The 19,368-nt window shown below is 64.1% G+C and carries 17 protein-coding genes; 10 read left to right on the top strand and 7 right to left on the bottom strand.

Annotated features, from left to right (window positions below; translation table 11 throughout):
• The first annotated feature begins 1 nt into the window (after window position 1).
• Window positions 2-1,003: an ABC transporter ATP-binding protein gene (locus PVW27_RS03265; RefSeq protein WP_274555112.1), complete on the top strand. Its 1,002-nt coding sequence runs from the start codon at window positions 2-4 to the stop codon at window positions 1,001-1,003.
• On the top strand, window positions 996-1,985 hold the full coding sequence (locus tag PVW27_RS03270; RefSeq protein WP_274555113.1) for an ABC transporter ATP-binding protein: 990 nt from the start codon (window positions 996-998) through the stop codon (window positions 1,983-1,985). Before PVW27_RS03265 ends, PVW27_RS03270 begins: the two co-directional genes overlap by 8 nt.
• A gap of 80 nt (window positions 1,986-2,065) precedes the next feature.
• Here PVW27_RS03270 and PVW27_RS03275 read toward each other — a convergent pair whose 3' ends face one another.
• The 6 genes from PVW27_RS03275 to PVW27_RS03300 form a co-directional block, all read right to left on the bottom strand.
• Window positions 2,066-2,296, bottom strand: a complete 231-nt coding sequence (locus PVW27_RS03275; RefSeq protein ID WP_274555114.1) for a formate dehydrogenase subunit delta — start codon at window positions 2,294-2,296, stop codon at window positions 2,066-2,068.
• Window positions 2,293-3,099: a formate dehydrogenase accessory sulfurtransferase FdhD gene (gene fdhD / locus PVW27_RS03280; RefSeq protein ID WP_274555115.1), complete on the bottom strand. Its 807-nt coding sequence runs from the start codon at window positions 3,097-3,099 to the stop codon at window positions 2,293-2,295. Before fdhD ends, PVW27_RS03275 begins: the two co-directional genes overlap by 4 nt.
• 4 nt (window positions 3,100-3,103) lie before the next feature.
• Window positions 3,104-5,989: a formate dehydrogenase subunit alpha gene (fdhF, locus tag PVW27_RS03285; RefSeq protein WP_274555116.1), complete on the bottom strand. Its 2,886-nt coding sequence runs from the start codon at window positions 5,987-5,989 to the stop codon at window positions 3,104-3,106.
• Window positions 5,986-7,512: a formate dehydrogenase beta subunit gene (locus tag PVW27_RS03290; RefSeq protein ID WP_274555117.1), complete on the bottom strand. Its 1,527-nt coding sequence runs from the start codon at window positions 7,510-7,512 to the stop codon at window positions 5,986-5,988. Before PVW27_RS03290 ends, fdhF begins: the two co-directional genes overlap by 4 nt.
• Complete coding sequence (locus PVW27_RS03295; RefSeq protein ID WP_274555118.1) at window positions 7,509-8,000, bottom strand: formate dehydrogenase subunit gamma; 492 nt, start codon at window positions 7,998-8,000, stop codon at window positions 7,509-7,511. The genes PVW27_RS03290 and PVW27_RS03295 overlap by 4 nt, the downstream gene beginning before the upstream one ends.
• Window positions 8,001-8,107: 107 nt before the next feature.
• Window positions 8,108-9,010 carry a LysR family transcriptional regulator gene (locus tag PVW27_RS03300; protein ID WP_274555119.1) on the bottom strand — a complete coding sequence of 301 codons (903 nt, stop codon included), beginning with the start codon at window positions 9,008-9,010 and terminating at the stop codon, window positions 8,108-8,110.
• Window positions 9,011-9,185: 175 nt separating this feature from the next.
• Here PVW27_RS03300 and PVW27_RS03305 point away from each other — a divergent pair, with 175 nt between their 5' ends.
• Genes PVW27_RS03305 through PVW27_RS03315 form a run of 3 tightly spaced genes read left to right on the top strand, consistent with a single transcriptional unit; the run spans window position 9,186 to window position 12,399 of the window.
• Entirely contained in the window at window positions 9,186-9,758 is a 573-nt protein-coding gene (locus PVW27_RS03305; protein ID WP_274555120.1) for a TRAP transporter small permease subunit, read from the top strand.
• Window positions 9,755-11,299: a TRAP transporter large permease gene (locus PVW27_RS03310; RefSeq protein WP_274555121.1), complete on the top strand. Its 1,545-nt coding sequence runs from the start codon at window positions 9,755-9,757 to the stop codon at window positions 11,297-11,299. The genes PVW27_RS03305 and PVW27_RS03310 overlap by 4 nt, the downstream gene beginning before the upstream one ends.
• Window positions 11,300-11,331: 32 nt before the next feature.
• Window positions 11,332-12,399 (top strand): TRAP transporter substrate-binding protein, encoded by a 1,068-nt coding sequence (locus PVW27_RS03315; RefSeq protein WP_274555122.1) that lies wholly within the window; start codon window positions 11,332-11,334, stop codon window positions 12,397-12,399.
• A gap of 76 nt (window positions 12,400-12,475) precedes the next feature.
• On the opposite strand, the gene PVW27_RS03320 is transcribed toward PVW27_RS03315, so the two are convergent.
• Entirely contained in the window at window positions 12,476-13,459 is a 984-nt protein-coding gene (locus tag PVW27_RS03320; protein WP_274555123.1) for a DMT family transporter, read from the bottom strand.
• Window positions 13,460-13,617: 158 nt separating this feature from the next.
• Here PVW27_RS03320 and PVW27_RS03325 point away from each other — a divergent pair, with 158 nt between their 5' ends.
• The 5 genes from PVW27_RS03325 (at window position 13,618) to uvrC (ending at window position 19,225) form a co-directional block, all read left to right on the top strand.
• Complete coding sequence (locus PVW27_RS03325; RefSeq protein WP_274555124.1) at window positions 13,618-14,139, top strand: CoxG family protein; 522 nt, start codon at window positions 13,618-13,620, stop codon at window positions 14,137-14,139.
• 112 nt (window positions 14,140-14,251) lie between these two features.
• Complete coding sequence (locus PVW27_RS03330; protein ID WP_274555125.1) at window positions 14,252-15,049, top strand: S49 family peptidase; 798 nt, start codon at window positions 14,252-14,254, stop codon at window positions 15,047-15,049.
• Window positions 15,050-15,221: 172 nt separating this feature from the next.
• Window positions 15,222-16,190 (top strand): calcium/sodium antiporter, encoded by a 969-nt coding sequence (locus PVW27_RS03335; RefSeq protein ID WP_274555126.1) that lies wholly within the window; start codon window positions 15,222-15,224, stop codon window positions 16,188-16,190.
• 53 nt (window positions 16,191-16,243) lie between these two features.
• Entirely contained in the window at window positions 16,244-17,026 is a 783-nt protein-coding gene (locus PVW27_RS03340) for an SDR family oxidoreductase (RefSeq protein WP_274555127.1), read from the top strand.
• Window positions 17,027-17,347: 321 nt separating this feature from the next.
• Window positions 17,348-19,225: an excinuclease ABC subunit UvrC gene (gene uvrC, locus PVW27_RS03345; RefSeq protein WP_274555128.1), complete on the top strand. Its 1,878-nt coding sequence runs from the start codon at window positions 17,348-17,350 to the stop codon at window positions 19,223-19,225.
• Window positions 19,226-19,368: the final 143 nt, after the last annotated feature.

The raw sequence follows: 19,368 nt of genomic DNA on the forward strand, positions 1-19,368 counted from the left end.
CATGACCGACGCTCTGCTGTCCGTCCGCAACCTGCGGGTCGAGTTTCCTACAAGGCGCGGCATCCTGACCGCCATTGACGACGTGTCCTTCGACATCATGCCCGGCGAGGTCCTGGGCGTGGTGGGCGAATCCGGTGCCGGCAAATCCCTGACCGGGGCGGCGATCATCGGTCTGCTGGAGCCACCGGGCCGGATCGCGGCGGGTGAAATCCTGTTGAAAGGCCAGCGGATCGACAATCTGGATGCAGAGGCGATGCGCCGCATTCGCGGCAAGCGCATCGGGATGGTGTTTCAGGACCCACTGACCAGCCTCAACCCGCTCTACACTGTGGCCCAGCAACTGATCGAGACGATCCGCACCCATGCGGATATTTCAGAGACCGAGGCGCGCAGCCGTGCCGTGGCCTTGCTGGACCGCGTGGGCATCCCAGCCGCGGCGCGGCGGATCGACGACTATCCGCACCATTTCTCGGGCGGGATGCGGCAGCGCGTGGTGATTGCGCTGGCCTTGTGTGCGGAACCCGAGCTGGTGATCGCGGACGAACCGACCACGGCGCTGGATGTGTCGGTGCAAAGCCAGATCATCGACCTGATCAAGGAAATCTGCGCCGAACGGGGCGCGGCGGTGATGCTGATCACCCATGACATGGGCGTGATTGCCGAAACGGCGGACCGGGTGGCCGTTCTGTATGCCGGGCGTCTGGCCGAAATCGGCCCGGTGCGCGAGGTGATCACGGCGGCGGAACATCCCTATACGGCGGGGTTGATGGGGTCGATCCCCACGCTGACACAGGACAACGCGCGGCTGGTGCAGATTCCGGGGGCCATGCCGCGCCTGAACGCCATCCCGCAGGGCTGCGCCTTCAACCCGCGGTGCGACCGTGCCTTTGATCGCTGCTTCAAGGATCGTCCCGATCCGCTGGACCGTGGCAACGGGCGCAAGGTGGCGTGCTGGCTTTTTGACGAGGTCGGCGCTGCGGCAAAGGAGAAGGCCAATGTCTGACGCATTGCTGAAGATCGAACACCTGACCCGCTATTTCGATGTGTCCAAGCCCTGGCTGAACCGGGTGCTGGAGCGCGAGGAGAAGCAGTTCCTGACCGCCGTCGCCGATGTCAGCTTCGAGATCAAGCGCGGAGAGACCTTCGCTCTGGTCGGTGAAAGCGGCTCGGGCAAGTCGACCATCGCCAAGATGGTCGTGGGTTTGCTGGGCGCCTCCGAAGGCACGATCGACTTTGACGGGCACCGCATGACCGGCACCGCCGGGGCCGAGATGCGCGAGTTGCGCCGCCGCTTCCAGATGATCTTTCAGGACCCGTTCGCGAGTCTGAACCCGCGTTGGCGCGTTGGTGACATCATCGCGGAACCGATCCACACCTTCGGCCTGATGAAAGGCGCGGACGTGACCAATCGCGTCGGCGAGTTGCTGGATACGGTGGGTCTGTCGGCCAAGGATGCCGAGAAATTCCCGCACGAGTTTTCCGGCGGTCAGCGCCAACGGATCGCGATTGCCCGCGCCCTGTCGTCCAAGCCCGAATTCATCGTCTGTGACGAGCCGACCTCGGCGCTGGACGTGTCGGTGCAGGCGCAGATCCTGAACCTGATGAAGGATTTGCAGGATGAGATGGGCCTGACCTATCTGTTCATCAGCCACGATCTGTCGGTCGTGCGGCACATGGCGAACCGGATCGGGGTGCTGTATCTGGGCCGTCTGGTCGAGGTGGCGGATGGCAAGCGGCTGTTTTCTGAACCGCAGCACCCCTATACGCGGATGCTGCTGGATGCGGTGCCGGATCTGGCGCTGTCGGGACGGCGGCGCAAGCCCGTGGAGGGCGAGATCCCCAATCCGATCAACCCGCCACCCGGCTGTGCCTTCCACCCCCGCTGCCCGCTGGCCATGCCGCGCTGCAAGGTCGAGGCACCGCACCGCGTGGATACGGCCACGGGCTATGCCGCCTGTTTCGCGCTGGAAACGCAACCCGCGTGATCCGGGGCGCGGTTGCGTTTTGAGTATTTGAAGAACGATGAAAGGGCCGGTTGCCGCGCGGCGGGACCGGCCTTTTCGCGTCAGGCCGTTTGTCTGGCGCGCCGGATATGGGGCAAGGCTGCGATCACGCTGGGGCGTAGGTCCGCGGTCGTGGTCGCCGCATGGGCCAAAAGCCCCTCGCGCATCCGCGGCTCCCAGAATTCGTTGATGTGCTTGGCGATGCCTTCCGCCGGATCACCCGGCTGGGTGTCGAAGAAGGTGGCGATCTGATTGGCCATGGCCACCAGTTTTTCGGCGGGGGACGCGGTCATTGCGGACCTCCTGTCAGGATGCGGGCGGGATGGGTGAAGACCTGCGCGCGGCCCGATTTGGCGCGGGCGGCCAGCGTGATGCCTGCGGTTTCGGCCAGTGCCACGCCTGCCGTAGTGGGGGCCGAGGCCGCGATGAGGCAGGGCGCGCCGAACATCGCGCATTTCTGCACCATATCGACCGAGACGCGGCTGGTCAGGACGACCGCCCCGGTTTCGGGGGCAATTCCGCTGCGCGCCAGCGCGCCGCACAGCTTGTCGAGCGCATTGTGCCGCCCCACATCCTCACGCGCGGCGACGATGCCTCGGCCGGGGATGTAGAAGCCAGCGGCGTGGACCGCGCGGGTTTCGTCATGCAGGGGCTGACAGGCGCGCAATCCCTCCATCGCGGCGGTCAGATCGGCTTGCGTCAGATGCAGCCTGTCATCGGGCAGCGGCGGCGGCTGGCGCAGCGCCTGATCCAGACTGTCGATCCCACAGAGGCCGCAGCCCACTGGCCCCGTCACGGCGCGCCGCCGTGCCGCCAGTTTGTGCGCCTGGTTGTTGGGCAACCACATCCGCAACTCGATGCCCGACGGGTGGCGCAGCACCTCGATCTCGCCCAGATCGGCGGGGCGGGTGACGATCCCCTCGGACAGGGAAAACCCTGTGGCGAAATCCTCCAGATCCTCGGGCGTGCCCATCATCACGGCCAGTGTGCTGCCGTTATAGACCAATGCCAGCGGCACTTCCTCGGGCAGTGGACGCTCGACCGGCAGGGGCGAGGGCTGCGGCGCGCGGTGCGGGAGAAGGGGGCTGCGGCTCATCGGTTCACTCCGCTGCCGGAAGGATACGGCGCGACTGTTCGGCCTGCGCCGCATAGTCGCGCTGCCATTCCGAGGGGCCGTTGGACAGGGCCACCTGCACCGCCGTGACCTTGTATTCCGGGCAGTTCGTGGCCCAGTCGCTGTGATCGGTGGTGATCACATTGGCCTGCGTCACCGGATGGTGGAAGGTTGTATAGACCACACCGGGCGAGACGCGATCCGTCAGATGCGCGCGCAGGCTTGTTTCGCCGGCCCGTGACGCCAGCCGCACCCAATCCCCCTGTTTCACGCCACGCACCTCGGCGTCATGGGGGTGGATTTCCAGCACATCTTCCGGGTGCCACGCGACATTCTCGGTCCGGCGGGTTTGCGCACCCACGTTGTATTGCGAGAGGATCCGTCCGGTGGTCAGCAGCAGCGGGAAGCGCGGTCCGGTCCGTTCCTCGGTCGCGACATATTCCGTGGTGATGAACCGCCCGCGCCCGCGCACGAATCCGTCCACATGCATGATCGGCGTGCCTTCGGGGGCCTTCTCGTTGCAAGGCCACTGGACCGAGCCTTTCTCCTCCAGCATCTCATAGGAGACACCGGCAAAGCTGGGCGTGGTGGCTGCGATCTCGTCCATGATCTGGGCGGGGTGGGTATAGGTCCATCCTGCGCCCATCGCATTGGCCAGCATCAGGGTCACTTCCCAATCGGCATAGCCATTGCGCGGGGCCATGACGCGGCGCACGCGGTTGATGCGGCGCTCGGCATTGGTGAAGGTGCCGTCTTTTTCCAGAAAGGTGGAACCCGGCAGGAAGACATGGGCGTAATTCGCTGTCTCGTTCAGGAACAGATCCTGCACGATCACGCATTCCATCGCGGCAAGCCCGGCCGAGACATGCTTGGTATCAGGGTCGGATTGCAGGATATCTTCGCCCTGGATGTAGAGGCCCTTGAACGTACCCTCGACCGCCGCATCCAGCATGTTGGGGATCCGCAGGCCCGGTTCCGCGTCGATTGTCACACCCCAGAGCTTTTCGAACACGGCGCGGGTGGCATCGTCGGACACATGGCGATAGCCCGGCAATTCATGCGGGAAGCTGCCCATGTCGCAGGCGCCCTGCACGTTGTTCTGGCCGCGCAGCGGGTTCACGCCCACACCGGGGCGGCCCAGATTGCCGGTCATCATGGCAAGGTTGGCAATGGCCATCACGGTGGTCGAGCCCTGGGAATGTTCGGTCACGCCCAGCCCGTAATAGATCGACCCGTTGCCCCCCGTCGCAAAAAGCCGTGCAGCGGCGCGCAGCTCAGTCGCAGGCACGCCGGTCAACAGTTCAGTCGCCTCGGGCGCGTGGCGCGGGTCGCTCACGAATTCCGCGTAATCGGCGAATTCGGTCCAGTCGCAGCGGGTGCGGATGAAATCCTCATCCGCCAGCCCTTCGGTCACGATCACATGGGCGATGGAGGTCAGGACAGCCACATTCGTTCCCGGTCGCAGGGGAAGGTGATGCGACGCGGCAATGTGCGCCGATTTCACCAGATCAATCCGGCGCGGGTCGATCACGATCAGTTTCGCGCCTTGGCGCAGGCGCTTTTTCAGGCGCGAGGCAAAGACCGGGTGCCCGTCGGTGGGGTTCGCGCCGATCACGATCACCACATCGGTATGTTCCACACTGTCGAAATCCTGCGTCCCCGCCGAGGTGCCGAATGTCGTGCGCAGCCCATACCCCGTGGGCGAATGACAGACCCGCGCGCAGGTGTCGGTGTTGTTGTTGCCAAAGACCGCGCGGATCATCTTTTGCACCAGATAGGTTTCTTCATTGGTGCAGCGGCTTGAGGTGATGCCGCCGATGGCCTGTTTGCCATGTTTGGCCTGAATATCGCGCAGGCGGGTGGCGGTGAAACCGATGGCTTCTTCCCACGTCACCTCACGCCACGGCTGGTCAATCCGGTCGCGGATCATGGGGTTCAGGATGCGATCTGTATGGCTGGCATAGCCATAGGCGAAACGCCCCTTGACGCAGGAATGGCCCCGGTTCGCCTTGCCATGCTTGTAGGGCACCATGCGGACCAGCTGATCGCCGTTGAGTTCCGCCTTGAAGGAACAGCCCACGCCGCAATAGGCGCAGGTCGTGATGACGGACCGTTCCGGCGTGCCCAGTTCGATCACCGACTTTTCCTGAAGCGTCGCGGTGGGGCAGGCCTGCACGCAGGCGCCACAACTGACACAATCGGACGACATGAAGTCATCCCCTGCCGCCCCCGCTGACACGCGGCTGTCAAAGCCGCTGCCGGTGATCGTCAGTGCGAAGGTGCCCTGCACTTCTTCGCACGCGCGGACGCAGCGGGAACAGACGATACATTTCGCCGGGTCATAGGTGAAATAGGGGTTGCTGTCGTCCTTGGGGATGTAGTTCGGGTTCGCCTCGCCGTTCTGGCGGGGCTGGAAATGGGTCTCCACCGCCTCATACCGCACATCGCGCAGGCCCACGGCCCCGGCCATATCCTGCAACTCGCAATCGCCATTGGCCGAACAGGTCAGGCAATCCAGCGGGTGGTCCGAGATATACAACTCCATCACGCCCTTGCGAATCTTGCGCACCTTGGACGACTGCGTGTGCACCACCATGCCCTCCGCTACCGGCGTGGTGCAGGAGGCGGGCGTGCCGCGCCGCCCCTCGATCTCGACCACGCACAGACGGCATGATCCGAAGGCCTCAAGACTGTCGGTCGCGCAGAGTTTCGGCACCTGAATGCCCGCCTCGGCGCTGGCGCGCATCACGGATGTGCCTTCGGGCACGGTCACGTCGAAACCGTCGATCTTGAGCGTCACCATCGTGGCGGACCGGGACGCGGGCGTGCCCATGTCGCGGTCGTCTTTCGGGGGGAGGATGAAGTCTTTCATTCGGCGGCCTTTCTGGTGGTCGCGAAGTCATCAGGAAAATGTGTGAGGGCGGACATGACGGGGTAGGGGGTGAAGCCCCCCAGCGCGCAGAGCGAGCCGTCCTTCATCGTCTCGCACAGGTCGGTCAGCAGGGGGATGGCATCCGCGTCCCCGCGCGCGATCCGGTCCACGGTTTCCACGCCGCGCACCGCCCCGATCCGGCAGGGGGTGCATTTGCCGCAGGATTCCACCGCGCAGAACTCGAAGGCGAACCGCGCCATCCCCAGCATGTCGGCACTCTCGTCAAAAACCACGACGCCCGCATGGCCGATCAGCCCGCCTTGACCGTCGAATTCCTCATAGCCAAATGGCGTGTCGAATTTGCTGCGTGGGAAATAGGCACCCAACGGCCCGCCCACCTGCACCGCCTTGACCGGGCGACCGGTGCGGGTGCCGCCTGCGATATCATCGACGATCTCGCCAAGGCTAAGGCCGAAAGCCGTCTCGAACAGCCCGCCCTGTTTGACATTTCCGGCGATCTGCAACGGGATCGTGCCACGCGACCGGCCTAAGCCGAAATCGCGGTAAAAACCTGCACTCTTCTCAAAGATTACCGGCACGGTGGCCAGCGATATCACGTTATTCACGACAGTGGGCTGGCCCATGAACCCTTGCAACGCGGGCAGAGGGGGCTTGGCCCGCACCACGCCGCGCTTGCCTTCCAGCGAGTTCAGAAGCGAGGTTTCCTCGCCGCAGACATAGGCCCCGGCACCGACACGGATTTCCATGTCGAAGGCGGGACCTGTCCCCAGAACCGACGCCCCCAGCAGACCCGCATCGCGCGCGATGGTAACGGCGGCATTCATCACCTCGATAGCATCGGGATACTCCGAGCGCAGATAGACGAAACCCTTTGTCGCGCCAACGCCCAGCCCGGCGATGATCATTCCCTCGATCAGGGTAAAGGGATCGCCCTCCATGATCATGCGGTCGGCGAATGTGCCGCTGTCGCCTTCGTCGGCATTGCAGACGATGTATTTGCGGTCGGCTTGCGCCTTGCGCACGGTGTCCCATTTGATGCCGGTCGGAAACCCCGCCCCGCCACGCCCGCGCAACCCGCTTTCGGTCACCTCGGCCACGATCCCGGCGGCATCCATCTCCAGCGCGCGACGCAACCCGGACAGGCCGCCATGCGCCTCATAATCCGCCAGTGACAGCGGGTCGATCACGCCACAACGGGCAAAGGTCAGTCGCGTTTGCCGCGCCATCCATGGCAGCGCCTCGACCAGACCCAGCGCTTTGGGATGCGCCTCAGGCGTGTCAAGGATTGCCGCCACATCGGCGGGTGTCACCGGACCGAACCCGATCCGCCCCTCGGGCGTCTCGATCTCAAGCAGCGGTTCCAGCCAGATCATGCCGCGGCTGCCGTTGCGGATCAACGTCAGGTCGATGCCATGGGCGCGCGCCTGTGTCAGCAGCGTCTCGGCCACGTCATCCGCGCCAAGCGCACGCGCGGCAGCATCGCGGGGCAGCCAGACCTTCATGCCCCCACCTCCGCCAGAATGGCATCCATCCGCGCGGCATCGACGCGGCCCATGACTTTGCCATCCACCATCGCGGCAGGACCGCAGGCGCAGAGACCAAGGCAATAGACCGGCTCGATCGTGACTGCGCCATTGGCGGTAGTGCCGTGCCATTCCAGACCCAGACGCGCCAACGTGTCATCCGCCAAGGCATTGCCGCCCTGCGCCTGACAGGCTTCGGCCCGGCAGATCTTGACCACATGCCGCCCGGCGGGGGCCTCGCGGAAGTCGTGGTAGAAGGTGATCACGCCATGTACCTCGGCCCGCCCGATGTTCAGGCCCTCCGCGATGGGCTGCACGCAATCCTGCGGGATGAAACCGAAACTCTCCTGCATGGCATGCAGGATCGGCAGCAGTGGCCCTTCCAGATGGGCATGCGCGGCCAGAATCTCTCTGGTCCGGGACCGAACCTCCTCGGGCGAAGGGCGGCGGCTGTGGATGTCTGGCATGGCGACGGGCTCCGGCGTGACGGCTTTCCCCCATCATCGCAGAGTTGCATGGTCAATCAATATCGCATTCTGGTTGTTTGATAGGTAACGCCTATCAAGCTGGTCGCTCAGGCGACATAATCGGGTCGGTTTTCCGCCATGGCCTGCGCCTGCTGCATCAGCGCCGCCAGAACCGGGGTATGCGGTTCGCGGTAGGGCGCGATCAGGCCAACCGCATGGCTGGCTTGCGGGTCGGTCAAGGGAACCGCCACCAGATCACCGCCCTTCAGGAATATGTCCGCCGCCTTCAGGGGCAACACCGTGGCCCAACCGCCGGCCAGAACGTGGCTGATGAGCACGATCACCGATGACGCCTCGACCATCGGGACCACGCTTACCCCCGCTTCGGCCATGTGCAGATTGATGATGCGGCGGTTCTGCATGTCGGGCGTCAACAGGCACAGCGGCAATGCGGCCAGATCGGCCCATCGCAGGCGATCCTGTCCGGCCAGCGGATCATCGGCGCGCAGCACTAGACAATAGCGTTCGTCATAGATCGGCACGGTCGAGACGCGGCCCAGCGGCTCGTTGTCCAGATAGCTGATACCCGCGTCGATCTGCAAATTCTCCAGCATCGCCAGAATCTCGATCGAGGTGCTGGAGCGCACGGTAAAGCGCACATTCGGATGGCGGCGGCTGAACTGCGTGGTCAGGTCCGACACGAGCGTCAGCGCCGTGGGGATCACGGCCAGCCGCAGATTGCCCGAAAGACCCTGTTTGGCAGCGCGCATCTCTTCGCGCATGGTGCGCGCATCGCCCACGATCTGGCGCGCCCATTCCAGCACGCGCTGCCCTTCCGGCGTCAAGCCCTGAAACCGCGAGCCGCGCCAGACCAACATCACGCCAAGCTGATCTTCCAGTTGCTTGATCGCCGCCGAGAGGCTGGGCTGCGTCACGCCGCAAGCCTCGGCCGCGCGGCCGAAATGCTGTTCGCGGGCCAACGCGATGAACATTTCCAGTTTCTCGATCATGGCCTGACTATCGCGGGAAAGCGGCGCCTGCGAAAGGGGGATCCGGCCTGCCGCTTCTTCTTGCCCGAAATATCCCCGCCGGAGGCATCTGCCCGCGCGACAGGTGCATCGCGTGCCGGACGTCCCTCCCTTGGCATCCGGGTGCTGCTTCACTATCACTCGGGGCAGGGGTGCTGTGCCCCATGCGAAGGGACGGGCCCATGACGCAGACCATCACCGCAACCGCCGGCGCAAGCCGTCGCGCGACCTGATGCGGCAGGCAGTGCTTTCATTGGCGCGCGGGGCGGACCGGCTGACGGCATGGGCCTGTGCCGCCATGCTGGCCGTTCTGGTCGCCTCGGTCCTTGCCATCGTGATCCTGCGGTTCGGCTTCGACATGGGTTTCATCAAGTTGCAGAACCTTGCAGGCTATGCCTTTGCGGTCCTTCTGATCCTGTCGGTGCCCTATTGTCTGGCGCGTGAAGGGCATGTGCGGGTCGATGTGCTGTCCGAACGTTTGCCCCCCACCTATCTGCGCCGCGCCGATCTGGTGGCGCTGGTGGTTTTCCTGATCCCCGTCTTCGGTCTGATGATCTGGGCCTTTCTGCCCGATCTGCGGTTCAGTTGGGCGATCCGCGAAGGCGCGGTCGAAACGGGCGGTCTGGGCGGTGTCTGGCTGGTCAAGACGATGGTCGTGGTCGCGGGCGCGCTGATGATCCTGCAAGGCATCGCCGCGGTGCTGCGCCCTGGCAGCGAGCCGCAGTCATGACCTTGGCGGAGGTTTTTCTGATCATGCTGGGTCTGGCGCTGGCCGCAGGCATCCTCAGCGGGATCCCCGCGATGCTGGCCATTGCAGGCGTGCCCTTCGTGATGGCGCTGCTGGGCAGTCTGGTCGGCGTGTTCGATCTGGGATTCCTGAATTTCTTCCCCGCCCGCGTCTACGGGATCATGTCCAACCCCCTGCTCATGGCGGTGCCCTTGTTCGTGCTGATGGGCGTGCTGCTGGAAAAATCCCGCGTGTCCGAGCGGATGTTGCAGGTGCTGGGGCAGATGCTGGGCGGGTCGGCGCGGGGTATGGCGGTGTCGGTGCTGATCTTCTCTGCAATCATCGCCGCCTCGACCGGCATCGTCGGCGCGACTGTGGTGATGCTGGTGCTGATGAGTCTGCCCGCGATGTTGCAGGCGGGCGTGCCCAAGCCGCTGGCCAGCGGTCTGATCTGCGCCGGCGGCACGCTGGGCCAGATCATCCCACCCTCGATCCTGCTGGTGCTTCTGGGTGACCAGATCGGCAATACCTATCTCGAGGCGCAGCAGCGCGCGGGCAATTTCGCGCCCGATGCCGTGTCGGTGGGCGATCTGTTCGCCGGGGCGCTTCTGCCGGGGCTGATGCTGGTCGGGCTTTACGCGCTCTATGCCTTTGCCGTGCTGACCATCGCGGGTCGCGCGGCTCCTGCGCCGGTCGGCACGCGGCCACCCCTCCAACGCCCCCCGCTGGGCGTGATCCTCGGCAGTTTCGCGCCGCCCCTGCTGATGATCCTTGCCGTGCTGGGGTCTATCCTTGCCGGGGTCGCCACGACGACCGAAGCAGCGGGGCTGGGGGCCGTAGGCGCACTGATGATGGCGGGCTATCACCGGCCGGGGCGGGGGCGGGTGCTTGTGGGGCTGGGGGCGCTGGCGGTGCTGGCGCTGCTGGTGCTGCGGCTGATGACCACCGGGCGGGCTGGCGCGGTCGCGACAGGGGTGGCCGTGCTGCTGGTGGCGTTGCTGCTGCTGGGATTGGCCGTCGCGGTCTGGAAACTCTGGCGCGCAGGCGTTCTGGCCCCCGCCACGGAAGAGACGTTGCGCATCACCGGTATGGTCTTCGGCATCGTCATCGCCGCCTCGATGCTGGCGCTGGTCTTTCGCGGATTCGGCGGCGAGGAGGCCGCGGTCCATCTTCTGGGCAACCTGCCGGGTGGCGAATGGGGCGCGCTCTTCATCATCATGGGGCTGGTCTTCCTGCTGGGTTTCCTCCTGGAAGCGATCGAGATCATCTACATCGTCGTGCCCCTTCTGGGACCGCCATTGCTGGGCGGAGACATATCGCCGGTCTGGTTCGGGGTGCTGCTGGCGATGAACCTGCAAACCTCGTTCCTGACACCGCCTTTCGGATTTGCGCTGTTCTATTTCCGCTCGGTCGCCCCGCGCGAGATCACGACGCGCGACACCTATCTGGGGGTGGCACCTTTTGTGGTGCTGCAACTGATCGGGCTTGCTATCCTGATTGCATTCCCCGCGCTGGCCACATGGCTGCCCGGCGTGTTGTTCTGAGACAACCCACCCATCATTTGGAGGAGACCATGATGAAAAGACGTGACTTTCTGGCCAGCGGGGCCGGTGTGGCCGCTGCTGCGACCGCACTGGCAGCCCCCGCCATCGCGCAGGGCAACATCACGTGGAACCTGCCCACGGCCTTTCCCAAGAACGCGCCGGGCGTGGGCACCAACGTCACCCGCTTCGCCGAGGTGGTCGCCGCCATGTCCGACGGGCGGTTGAACTTCACCGTCCATGGCGGCGGCGAACTGGTCCCGCCCTTCGCGGTCGAGGATGCCGTGCAGCAGGGCAATGCTCCGGTAGGCCACGGGCCGACCTACTATGCCGCCGGCAAGAACCCCGCGATCCACTGGTTCACCGCCGTGCCCTTCGGCATGACCTCGAACGAGCATTTCGCATGGCTCAAATGGGGCGGTGGGCAAGAGATCTGGGACGACATCTACGCCCAGCGTAACCTCAAGGGCTTCTATTGCGGCAATTCCAACACCCAATCGGGGGGCTGGTTCAAGAACGAGGTGAACACGCTGGAAGACCTGAAGGGTCTGAACATGCGCATCGCTGGTCTGGGTGGCGAGATTTATCGCAAACTGGGTGTGAACGCCGTTCTGATGCCCCCGCCCGAGATCTTCCAGTCGATGCAGTCGGGTGCCATTGATGCCGCCGAATGGGTCGGTCCGATGCTGGATCAGGCCTTTGGTCTGCAAAAGGTGACCAAGCTGTGCTACCTGCCCGCCTATAACGAGCCGGGCGCCGGGCTGGCCATCGTGTTCAACCGGGATGCCTGGGCCGAACTGTCACCCGATCTGCAGATGATCTGCGAAATGGCCGCGCAATCCGTGGCGCTGGAAACGCAGGCGCAGTTTGATTTCTTCAATGCGCAGGCGATGGAAAGCCTGCGGGCGGATGGCGTGCAGTTCCTGCAATTCAGCCCCGAGATCGTGGACGGCATGCGCGCCGCATGGGGCGAGGTGCAGGACGAATTGACCGCCGCCTCCGAAGACGTGGCCCGCGTGCGCGAAAGCTATGATGCCTATCTGGCGCAGGCCAATGCCTATGCCAAGGACATGACGATCCCGATGCTGTCCGGGCGCGGTTGATGATCAGGCAGGACTGAAGACCAAGAGGGCAGGGGACATCCTCTGCCCTCTTGCTGTCCGGTGCCACTCACCAGCCCTATTGTCGCCCTTGCACCGGTGTCGCGGCCAGACGGCGGCTTTGCATCCTTTCGCGGATGAACACGAACACGCCTGACCCAAGGATCAGTGCGCTGCCGGCCCAGACCACGGGCACAGGCACCTCGCCCCAGATCACCCAGCCCCAGAAGATCGCCAGCGGCAGCCCGATATATTCGAACGGCGCGACCACCGCCGCATCGGCCAGCCGATAGGCTTGCGCCAGCGAAAAACCGATGATGGCCGAGTTCAGCCCCAGACCCAGAAACAGCCAGCGGTCTGTCCCTTCAGGCCAGACCCATGCGCGCAGCAGGAATTGCAGCGAGCCGTTCTCGACCCCCACCGCATAGCGGCCATCCCCGGCAACGGCGTAGAACCCAAGCGAGACCACGATGAATATCCCCTGAATATAGACCGCCATGGCCGAAGCGCGGGTGCTGGCCCCCAGCCGCCGCGTCAGGATCTGGTTCAGCGCATAGGTCAGGGCCGACAGCACCGGCAGAAACAGGATCACGCGCGACACCTGCGTATCGCTGTCCCATGGCCGCATCATCAGCACCACACCGGCAAAACCGACGCTGACCGCAACCAGCCGCAACGGGCCGACCTTTTCTCCCAGAAGCGGGATCGACAGCAGGGTGATCATCAGCGGCGCCACAAAGAACAGCGCCGTGGCTTCTGCCAGCGGAATCACGGCCAGTGCCGCGAAATAGGTCAGGTTCGAGATGACGACCAATCCGCCGCGCATCAGATGCAGCCCCGGATTGCGTGTGCGCAGGATGCTGAAGCCGCCTTCCATCTGCACCAGCATCAGGCTGAACACGATTCCGATGGCCGAGCGGATGAACACCATCTGATGCAGGGGATAGCCGCCCGACAGCGCCTTGATCAGCACATCATTGATCGAGATCGCGACCATCCCCGCAAGAACGAATCCGATCCCGGCGGCGGTGTTCTGCGGAACGGTGACAAGGGGCGTGCGCATGGAAATACCTTTGCAATCAGCCTATCCCTAGCCCTGACAGAGGCCCGCGACCAGTGTCTTTCTGGAACCTGCGTCAGACCGCTTGGCGCAGCGTCAAGGCTGGGCTAGTCTGTCGTGCACGATATGCCAGAACACGGCCAAAGAAGGACCTCTCACCCATGCAGATGAACGATCAACGCGACATCAACGCTCCCCGCTCCGAGGTCTGGGCGGCCTTGCTCAGCGCCGATGTCCTCAAGGAATGTGTGCCCGGCGCGCAAGAGGTGACGGGCAACCCGCAAGACGGTTTCGAAGCGACCGTCGTGCAGAAGGTCGGCCCGGTGAAGGCCACCTTCAAGGGCCAGGTCAGCCTGACCGACATGGTCGAGGGCGAGAGCCTGACCCTGTCGGGCGAGGGCAAGGGGGGTGCTGCCGGTTTCGCCAAGGGCGAGGCCAAGGTGCGGCTGGAGGATATCCCCGAGGGTACGCGTCTGATCTATGACGTCGAGGCCAAGGTTGGCGGCAAGCTGGCACAATTGGGCAGCCGCCTGATCGACGGCTTTGCAAAGAAGATGGCCGATCAGTTCTTCGAGAATTTCCAGAACGTCGTCGAAGGCCCGGCAGAGGACGAGGCCGCAACCGCCGACAGCACCGAAGAGGCGCCCAAGAAGAAGGGCTGGCTCAGCCGTCTGAAGGGGTGAGCGCGACAACCGGCGTAACGGCCCGGGCAGGGGGCGAAATAATCCGCCCCCGTCCCATGTTGTTTGGCCCACGCGCCTTGTTTGTCGCAGGGGCACATTCTACATGCAGCCCATGAAACGCTATATCCCCTTCATGAAGGCCGACCCGGTCGTGGCCGTCGTGCGCCTTGCCGGCAGCATCGGCTCCGGCCCCCGCAGCCCCCTGAGTGACGAGGCCATCGGCCCGGTGCTGGAGCGTGCCTTTCGGCGCGGCAAGCCGCGTGCGGTAGCCTTGGTGCTGAACTCACCCGGCGGCTCGCCCGTGCAATCGGCCCTGATCGCGGCGCGCATCCGGCGGCTGGCGGCTGAAAAGAAAATCCCCGTTCATGCCTTTGTCGAGGATGTGGCCGCCTCGGGCGGTTATTGGCTGGCGGCGGCGGCGGATGATATCTGGGCCGATACCGGCTCGATCGTGGGGTCGATCGGCGTGATCTCGGCCGGTTTTGGCGCGCATGTGGCGCTGGCCAAGCAAGGGGTGGAGCGGCGGGTCTATACCTCGGCCGACTCCAAAAGCATGCTGGACCCGTTCCTGCCCGAAAAGCCCGAGGATGTCGCCCGGCTCAAGGAACTTCTGGGCGGGCTGCACGACAGTTTCGTGGCCTATGTCCGGTCGCGGCGCGGTGCGAAGCTGGCCGATGACCCCGACCTGTTCACGGGGCGTTTCTGGCTGGGGGGGCAGGCGCAGCAACTGGGCCTGATCGACGGGATCGCCCATCTGGAACCGAAGCTCAAGGAACTCTATGGCGACAAGGTGCGTCTGGCCCGTTATGGGCGGCGGCGCAGTCTGTTCCAGCGTTTCGGGGCGACACTGGCGCAGGATGCCTTGGCCGGCATAGAGGAGCGCGCGGCCTTCGCGCGTTTCGGGCTTTGACGTGATCCTGAAAATCGTTGTCCTCTTTCTGGTCGGCATGGGCGTCCTCGCCATGTTCGGCAAGATCAAGTTTCCCGGGCAGAAGCGGCTTGAAGCAGCGCGCTGCCCGTCTTGCAAACGTTACCGCATCGGGCGCGGTCCCTGTTCCTGCGGACATAACAAAGGATAAGTCATGGTCTGGTTGATGGCGGCCCTCGGGCTGGTAATCCTGCTGTTTGCAGGTGATGCGCTGGTCAAGGGTGCGGTGAACCTCGCACTGCGGATCGGAATCCCGGCGCTGATCGTCAGTTTGACAATCGTGGCTTTCGGCACGTCGGCGCCGGAGTTGCTGATCTCGGTAAAGGCCGCGCTTAACGGTGTTCCGGGCATCGCGATGGGCAATGTCGTGGGGTCGAACACCGCCAATATCCTGCTGGTTCTGGGTATTCCGGCCCTCATCGCCGTAATGCATACAGCCGAACATGACACGCGCAAAAGTTTTGTCGTGATGATTGCGGCCTCTCTTCTGTTCATCGCGCTGGCCTTCCGGGGCGTGTTCGACTGGATATCGGGGGTGATCCTGCTGGGGGCTCTTGCCTTGGCGCTGGCCGACATGTTCCGCGATGCGCGCAAGCACAAGGCTGCGGCGACGCTGGTCGCGGAAGGGATCGACGACAGCGACGATCTGGACGAGCTGGAAGGGGCGGACCCCGACATGCCGTGGTGGAAGATCATCCTGTTTCTGGTGCTGGGTCTGGCGGGCCTGCCGCTGGGTGCCGATATCCTTGTGGACAGCGCCACGGTCATCGCCCGCACTTTCGGCATCAGCGAGACGGTGATCGGCCTCACGCTGGTGGCCGTGGGCACCTCGATGCCGGAACTGGCGACAACGGTGATGGCGGCCATCCGCCGTCAGGCCGATGTGGCGTTGGGCAATGTGATCGGGTCGAACTTCTTCAACCTGCTCGGCATCATCGGTGTCGCCTCGCTTGTCGCACCGATACCGGTCGATCAGCAATTCCTGACGCTTGACCTTTGGGTGATGCTGGCGGCCTCGCTGCTGTTGATCCCTTTCGTGTTCCTGCGCCAGAATATCGGTCGCGTCTGGGGGGGCATCTTGATCGTGCTGTATGTGGCCTATGTCTGGAGCATGTTCCTCTGACGCAGGCAGATGTGCGCGGGTGAACGGGACAATGCGGCAAAGGGGATGTGAGCATGGACAAGATCGCGCTTGTGACCGGGGCGGGCAAGCGGTTGGGCCGGGCCATGGCGCTGTATCTGGCGGATCGCGGCTTTGACGTGGCGGTGCATTACGCATCCTCGCGGCCCGAGGCAGAAGATGTGGCCACGCTGATCCGCGCCAAGGGCCGTCGCGCCGTGACCCTTCAGGCGGATCTGCTGGAGGAGGCGGAAACCCATGCGCTGATCCCCGCCGCGATGCAGGCGCTGGGTGGTCCCGTGACCTGTCTGGTCAACAACGCGTCGATCTTCGAGTATGACACTATTCAAACGGCTACCCGGACCGGATGGGACCGGCACTTCGACAGCAACCTGCGCGCGCCCTTCATCCTGACGCAGGCCATGGCCGCCGCCATACCCGATGCCGGACGCGACGCGGCGGGAGAGCCTTTTGCTCAAGGCTTGATCGTCAACATGATCGACCAGCGCGTGCGCAAGCTCACGCCCGAGTTCATGACCTATACCCTGGCCAAGATGGGCCTCTGGGCGCTGACACAGACCTCGGCGCAGGCGCTGGCCCCGCGTATCCGGGTCAATGCCATCGGTCCGGGGCCGACTCTGCAAGGCGCGCGGCAGTCGGACAGGCACTTCGCCGATCAGCGTGCGGCCACCGTTCTGGGGCGCGGCGCGAACCCCGCGGACATCACGGCGGCTTTGGGGTATTTCCTCGACGCGCCTGCCGTCACCGGGCAACTTTTGTGCGTCGATGGCGGGCAGCATCTGGGTTGGCAAACACCGGACGTTCTGGGCGTCGAGTGACGCCGGGGCAGGTCAAATCACCGTTCCCGGCATCAACCCCGTCAAAGTTTTGCACCGTTCACGCCGCTGTTACGCCACCGTTACAAAAACCCTAACGTTTTCAGTATTTTGCAATGAGTGAAAATATTTGTGAATGTTTTCAAGGGCTTGAAATAATGCCTAAAAATTAGGCAATTCAGCGAAGCGGGCCGGAACTAAGGAAAATTTCCAGATGGCGAAAACTTGTCTCCAGACTTATCCACAGAAAACGGGGACATGTTTGCCCTTGCCCCTGCGCGGCAAAGATTGCAGCGAGGCGCAAAGAATCATACCTCTGAACGCATGACCGACACACCCGACCAGACCGAGGCGCAGGCCCTCACCGGATATGCCCTGATACAGGATTACCTGAAGACGCTCGACGGCTCGCCGGGCGTCTACCGGATGCTGGATGCGCAAAGCCGCGTGCTCTATGTGGGCAAGGCGCGCAATCTCAAGGCGCGGGTGTCGAACTATGCGCGCCCCTCGGGCCATTCGGGGCGGATCGCGCGGATGATCTCGGAAACGGCCGGGATGATGTTTCTGACCACAAGGACCGAGACCGAGGCCCTGCTGTTGGAGCAGAACCTCATCAAGCAGCTCAAGCCGCGTTACAACGTGCTCTTGCGCGACGACAAAAGCTTTCCGAACATCCTGATCACCGGGGATCACGATTTTCCGATGATCACCAAGCATCGCGGCGCGCGCAAGGACAAGGGGCAGTATTTCGGCCCTTTCGCCAGCGCTGGCGCGGTGAACCGCACGCTGAACCAGTTGCAAAAGGTATTCCTGCTGCGCAACTGCTCGGATGCGATGTTCTCCAGCCGGACACGACCCTGCCTTTTGCATCAGATCAAGCGCTGCTCGGCCCCTTGCACGGGCGAGATCTCGAAAGCCGATTATGCCGCGACTGTCGCCGACGCCGTGCGCTTCCTGTCGGGCCGCTCCACTGCGGTGCAGGAAACGCTGGCCGCGCAGATGCAGCAAGCCTCGGACGACATGGAATTCGAGCGCGCCGCCGCTCTGCGCGACCGTATCCGCGCGCTGACGCAGGTGCAGACGGTGCAGGGCATCAACCCGCGCGGCGTGGCCGAGGCGGATGTGATTGCCCTGCACATGGAAGGCGGGCAGGCCTGCGTGCAGGTCTTTTTCATCCGCGCCCATCAGAACTGGGGCAATGCCGATTTCTACCCCCGCATCGGCGCGGATATTGAGGCGCCCGAAGTGCTCGAGGCCTTCATCGGTCAGTTCTACGACACCAAGGAACCGCCCCGGCAATTGATCCTGTCGCATCCTCTGGACAATCCCGATCTGATGCAGGCGGCCCTGTCCGAAAAGCTGGGCCGCAAGGTCGAAATCCTTGTGCCCCAGCGCGGCGAAAAGGCTGAATTGGTGGAGGGTGCCGCCCGCAACGCCCGCGAATCTCTGGCCCGCCGCATGGCCGAAGGCGCGACGCAGACCAAGCTGCTCAAAGGTCTGGCCGAGGCGTTCGACCTACCCAATCCGCCGCAGCGGATCGAGGTCTATGACAACTCGCACATTCAGGGCACGGATGCCGTGGGCGCGATGATCGTCGCGGGGCCCGATGGTTTTATCAAGGGGCAGTATCGCAAATTCAACATTCGCGGCGACGAACTGACCCCCGGCGACGATTTCGGCATGATGAAAGAGGTGCTGACCCGCCGTTTCAAACGCCTGCAAAAGGAAGACCCCGACCGCACGCTTGGCCTCTGGCCCGATCTTCTGCTGATCGACGGCGGCGCGGGGCAGGTCAGCGCCGTGGCGCAGATCATGGCCGAACATGGCGTGCAGGACATTCCGATGGTCGGCGTCGCCAAGGGGATTGACCGCGACGCGGGCAAGGAGGAATTCCACCGCATTGGACAGCGCCCTTTTGCTCTGCGCCACAACGATCCGGTGCTCTACTTCGTGCAGCGTCTGCGGGACGAGGCGCATCGATTCGCTATCGGCACGCATCGCGCCAAACGCGCAAAATCCGTGGGCGCGACCCCGCTGGACGAGGTGCCGGGGGTGGGCGCAGGGCGCAAACGGATGCTTCTGGCGCATTTCGGCAGCGCCAAGGCGGTCAGCCGCGCCGGGCTTGAGGATTTGAAGGCCGCGCCCGGAATCTCGGATGCGATGGCCGAAACGATTTATGCCTTCTTCCACGACAAGGGCTGATCGCGGATCGTATCCATCGCCCGCTGAAATTGTAGACAGAAACGGCGTGACCGCATAGGAATCAGGCATAAGATGCGCTGACCAATCCGGCGCAGTGGGCTGTGGTCCCTCGGACCCGTGCAACTGCTGCGATGGAAATGCAG

It is taken from the genome of Seohaeicola sp. 4SK31, from assembly GCF_028802875.1.
GTDB lineage: Bacteria > Pseudomonadota > Alphaproteobacteria > Rhodobacterales > Rhodobacteraceae > Seohaeicola.

What these genes read in the sequence shown, in the direction of transcription:
- PVW27_RS03325 (WP_274555124.1), top strand. Translation starts at nt 13,618, where the DNA reads ATGCAGATGAACGATCAACGCGACATCAACGCTCCCCGCTCCGAGGTC.
- fdhD (WP_274555115.1), bottom strand. Translation starts at nt 3,099, where the DNA reads ATGAGCCGCAGCCCCCTTCTCCCGCACCGCGCGCCGCAGCCCTCGCCC.
- uvrC (WP_274555128.1), top strand. Translation starts at nt 17,348, where the DNA reads ATGACCGACACACCCGACCAGACCGAGGCGCAGGCCCTCACCGGATAT.
- fdhF (WP_274555116.1), bottom strand. Translation starts at nt 5,989, where the DNA reads ATGAAAGACTTCATCCTCCCCCCGAAAGACGACCGCGACATGGGCACG.
- PVW27_RS03335 (WP_274555126.1), top strand. Translation starts at nt 15,222, where the DNA reads ATGGTCTGGTTGATGGCGGCCCTCGGGCTGGTAATCCTGCTGTTTGCA.
- PVW27_RS03310 (WP_274555121.1), top strand. Translation starts at nt 9,755, where the DNA reads ATGACCTTGGCGGAGGTTTTTCTGATCATGCTGGGTCTGGCGCTGGCC.
- PVW27_RS03340 (WP_274555127.1), top strand. Translation starts at nt 16,244, where the DNA reads ATGGACAAGATCGCGCTTGTGACCGGGGCGGGCAAGCGGTTGGGCCGG.
- PVW27_RS03270 (WP_274555113.1), top strand. Translation starts at nt 996, where the DNA reads ATGTCTGACGCATTGCTGAAGATCGAACACCTGACCCGCTATTTCGAT.
- PVW27_RS03320 (WP_274555123.1), bottom strand. Translation starts at nt 13,459, where the DNA reads ATGCGCACGCCCCTTGTCACCGTTCCGCAGAACACCGCCGCCGGGATC.
- PVW27_RS03330 (WP_274555125.1), top strand. Translation starts at nt 14,252, where the DNA reads ATGAAACGCTATATCCCCTTCATGAAGGCCGACCCGGTCGTGGCCGTC.
- PVW27_RS03265 (WP_274555112.1), top strand. Translation starts at nt 2, where the DNA reads ATGACCGACGCTCTGCTGTCCGTCCGCAACCTGCGGGTCGAGTTTCCT.
- PVW27_RS03295 (WP_274555118.1), bottom strand. Translation starts at nt 8,000, where the DNA reads ATGCCAGACATCCACAGCCGCCGCCCTTCGCCCGAGGAGGTTCGGTCC.
- PVW27_RS03300 (WP_274555119.1), bottom strand. Translation starts at nt 9,010, where the DNA reads ATGATCGAGAAACTGGAAATGTTCATCGCGTTGGCCCGCGAACAGCAT.
- PVW27_RS03290 (WP_274555117.1), bottom strand. Translation starts at nt 7,512, where the DNA reads ATGAAGGTCTGGCTGCCCCGCGATGCTGCCGCGCGTGCGCTTGGCGCG.
- PVW27_RS03315 (WP_274555122.1), top strand. Translation starts at nt 11,332, where the DNA reads ATGAAAAGACGTGACTTTCTGGCCAGCGGGGCCGGTGTGGCCGCTGCT.
- PVW27_RS03275 (WP_274555114.1), bottom strand. Translation starts at nt 2,296, where the DNA reads ATGACCGCGTCCCCCGCCGAAAAACTGGTGGCCATGGCCAATCAGATC.